At 33.9% G+C, this 3345-nt stretch carries 3 protein-coding genes and 1 pseudogene; 1 reads left to right on the top strand and 3 read right to left on the bottom strand.

Annotated features, from left to right (window positions below; translation table 11 throughout):
• Positions 1-296: 296 nt before the first annotated feature.
• Positions 297-1319, bottom strand: a complete 1023-nt coding sequence (locus tag HMPREF3230_RS04480) for an InlB B-repeat-containing protein (protein ID WP_075523754.1) — start codon at positions 1317-1319, stop codon at positions 297-299.
• A gap of 438 nt (positions 1320-1757) precedes the next feature.
• Positions 1758-2219, bottom strand: coding sequence for a hypothetical protein (locus HMPREF3230_RS04475; RefSeq protein ID WP_075523753.1), 462 nt, complete (start codon positions 2217-2219; stop codon positions 1758-1760).
• A gap of 149 nt (positions 2220-2368) precedes the next feature.
• Between HMPREF3230_RS04475 and HMPREF3230_RS06720 the strand changes: the two are divergent.
• Positions 2369-2479 (top strand): annotated as a pseudogene (locus HMPREF3230_RS06720) (pentapeptide repeat-containing protein); the annotation flags it as partial.
• A gap of 420 nt (positions 2480-2899) precedes the next feature.
• Here the strand turns inward: HMPREF3230_RS06720 and HMPREF3230_RS04470 are convergent.
• Positions 2900-3205 carry a hypothetical protein gene (locus HMPREF3230_RS04470; protein WP_075523752.1) on the bottom strand — a complete coding sequence of 102 codons (306 nt, stop codon included), beginning with the start codon at positions 3203-3205 and terminating at the stop codon, positions 2900-2902.
• Positions 3206-3345 lie beyond the last annotated feature (140 nt).

Genomic DNA, 3345 nt, shown 5'->3' with positions numbered 1-3345 from the left:
CCCCCCCCCCGTAGCCAAAAATCAAGAAAAAGTACAACTTTTTATTAAAATTAAGGTTATTAAAAAATATTATTTAGAAATTAAAAAGCATAAAAACCTATATAAAATCCGCCACATACTCATAGACTGAGTTTTATAATATTTCGAACGACCAGTAGCTAGATTAAACTTTTGCGCTACCTTATTTTTCTTACAAATTACCGTTGCAAATCATAACAACATATAAAAGATGGCTCTAACATATCGCTAGAGCCATCTTCATAAGAATATTCTACTTTCTTAAAAACAAGTAGCTTTTACTCATTAATTTCTTTCAACATTCTATTTTTGTAAATTATACTTAAACCTGCAATCGCAAACCCTAAAACAAACAGCAAGAACGGAAGAGCTGTTGATTCGCCTGTATTAGGAATTGCACTATGCTTCTTTACAGGAGCAACCTGCTCAGAATCCGGAGTCGGTTTAGGCGTAGGCAAAGGATTCTTTGTAAATATGGCATATATTGTCATATCACTATTAACAGGCGTTGTACCAGTAAACACATCACCCTTACCATCTGCTTGAGTATTCCACTCTTTAAAAGTAAAACCATCTTTAGTAGGATCCTTCGGCATTGATTGATCATCAATCTCATCATCATCAATAGCTTTACCACTCTCAACATTAACAGACGAATACTTATCAGCTCCGTTCATGAATGTAACAGTATCGCGCGTGACAGTATTGCAATTAACAGTATTACATGCAACAGTATTGCGTATTCGCTTCCACTGAGCAGTAAACGCAGTATTAGCATCCAACTTATACGTATCACCAGGATTATATGTATTACCAGCAGCATCCACCCAGTTTAAGAACTGATAATCATCGCGAGTAGGCGCTTGAGAAAGCTTAATTTCTTTACCAGCTATAGTTACTTCGTCTTTAGTGCTCTCATTTTTATTATTAAACACTCCTCCATTGGCGTCAAAAGTCGCACGAGCATCCCACTGTGCACGAAGTAAAAATTGATAGTCACCCCGAGGATCTAAATTCTCATCATTCCACTGCACCAAGTCACAGTTGGAATCCGAAAACAGTGACTTCTTATTCCAGTAGTAGCGTTTGCCTACCATATTATGCTCCTGATAATATTTAATATTAGGAAGCTCAGTAAACCAGCCACCAAATTCTACGTTTTCTTTTGTTGGATTTTGTGGAAAATCAACACTGTTATTCTTTTTTACAGTATTTATGATTGGATCCAACTTACCGTCAATACTTCCGCCCTGCAAGTCGAATTTCACGTTCATTTTTCCAAACGGAATTCTCACAACCATAGGCTTACCATCATCGAGTTTATATATGACTGTGAATTTGGAGTAACCGCTTTCTCGAGAAATATATTTACGATCCGTATCATGAGAAATATGATAGCCTTCAGTAATGCTATTAGTATCAATCGTTATTGTTAATTTTTGCCCTATCGCAAAAAGTTTAAGATTGGCTTAATGGCTTGATGGCTTGATGGCTTAATGGCTTGATGGCTTAATGGCTTGATGGCTTGATGGCTTAATAGTTTTATAGCTTTATAGCTTGATTTTAGGCATGATACCCATTCTCTTAACATCATGTCACATACAATATTAATTTATTATTTGAGAGTAGCGATGCTCTATATTTTCTTAACAAGACTCATCTTCCCTTCGGGCATGAAAAAAGCCCTTTGATATAATCTCAAAGAGCTTTTTCACAAAATCATTTACAAAACTATATCACTATTTATGTTGCTGTATTCTGAGTGCATCGTTTAATGCATTCCAGCCTTTTTCACAAAAATTTATGTTTTCATTACATATAGTTTTGCCATTTTTCTCAATGATTACACTTGCCGCAAGAATACTATCGCTATCTTGCTCAACAACATCACCATTTGCGGTTTTCCATTTTACTAAAATATCACTTTTACTTAATTTACCTTTAAATGGAACAACAATCCGATTTGGCTCGTCAAACTTACTATCAGAATACGTATTGATAACTATTTTATCTTTTTGCCTATATACATCTATGTAGTTATAGTTAGCCCTATATGAAGCTATTTTCTCTTTACTATCAATTTGAACATAAAATGCATTATTATCAATATGATGCAAGAATAAGGTTATAAAACAAACGATAACCACAACTATTGAAATACAAACTATCAGTGTTTTCGTTTTTTTACTTAACTTATTCATGTTCCACCAATTCTAATATCTAGCTTCACTTTATTATATAGCAGATCATATTTTCTTTCATACATTCCAAGCAGCAGCAACAACAAAAACTACGAATATTCAAATCAGAACTACAATAATTACAATAACTACAATTATTCAAACAATCAAAACTACGCAAATCAAGGTTACGTGGATCCGAACTATGCAAATCCGAATTATCAGAATCCGACCTACGTAGATCCAAATTACGTAGACCCAAATTACGTGAATCCAAATAGCCAGAATTATAACTATCCGAATAACCAGAACTACTCAAAAATTATCCGAATAACAATCCAAACTACCCGAATAATCCGAACAATTACCCAAATAATCCTAATTACCCAAATTACAACTAGTATTATTGCATAAAATACAGTTGGCTATTGGAACACGGATGCAGCCTGGCACGCACGCAAGAAAACTCAAACTAGCATTAAGATCAGCCTTTTTCTAAGCAATTCGTGCACTTCTTCATATTTTGCAGCGATTTTCACACTCCTTCAGGTTTACCAATACACATAATTCACATCCCACAAAAAATACCTAAACCAACTACGGAAAGTTATAATTGAATAGTGATTAAACTTTGCAAAGGAATAGTTTCTCATGACAAAAATGACAAAAATGACAAGAAAACAAATAGTATATTTTTACACTTATATTGCTTGTATTATCATTATTCCAGTTGTCTTATCACTAATTGCCGATAGCATACCTAAAAACGACAGCCTATCTCCTAGCGGCCATCCGTTTGAGTGCATAGACGATAGAGCGTTTTTTATCTGGTTAGGTTTAGACCTTGGACTATATCTATATCCACTACATCTCATTTTTATTAACAAGACGACATTAAAAATATCTAAATCTTTGTTCCTACCATCTATTATTTTTGCAATACTTTTGCCACCAGCCGTTTTGATTTTATCAGATGCTTCTGCGCGAGAATTCTTCTTTATATTCATGTCTTACGTTGTTATAGCATTCGTTATACCATTTCTGATTATCTACTATATAAAACGCAAAATTTGATACAATTACCGAAATAAAAATAGTTTACGAGATAGTTCTATGAAAAAATGTAAAACCGTAGCAAATATCCTTT

It is taken from the genome of Gardnerella vaginalis, from assembly GCF_001563665.1.
Lineage (GTDB): Bacteria > Actinomycetota > Actinomycetes > Actinomycetales > Bifidobacteriaceae > Bifidobacterium > Bifidobacterium vaginale_A.
The sequence above is the reverse complement of the archived record's forward strand: the minus strand, read 5'-3'. Positions and strand labels throughout refer to the sequence as shown.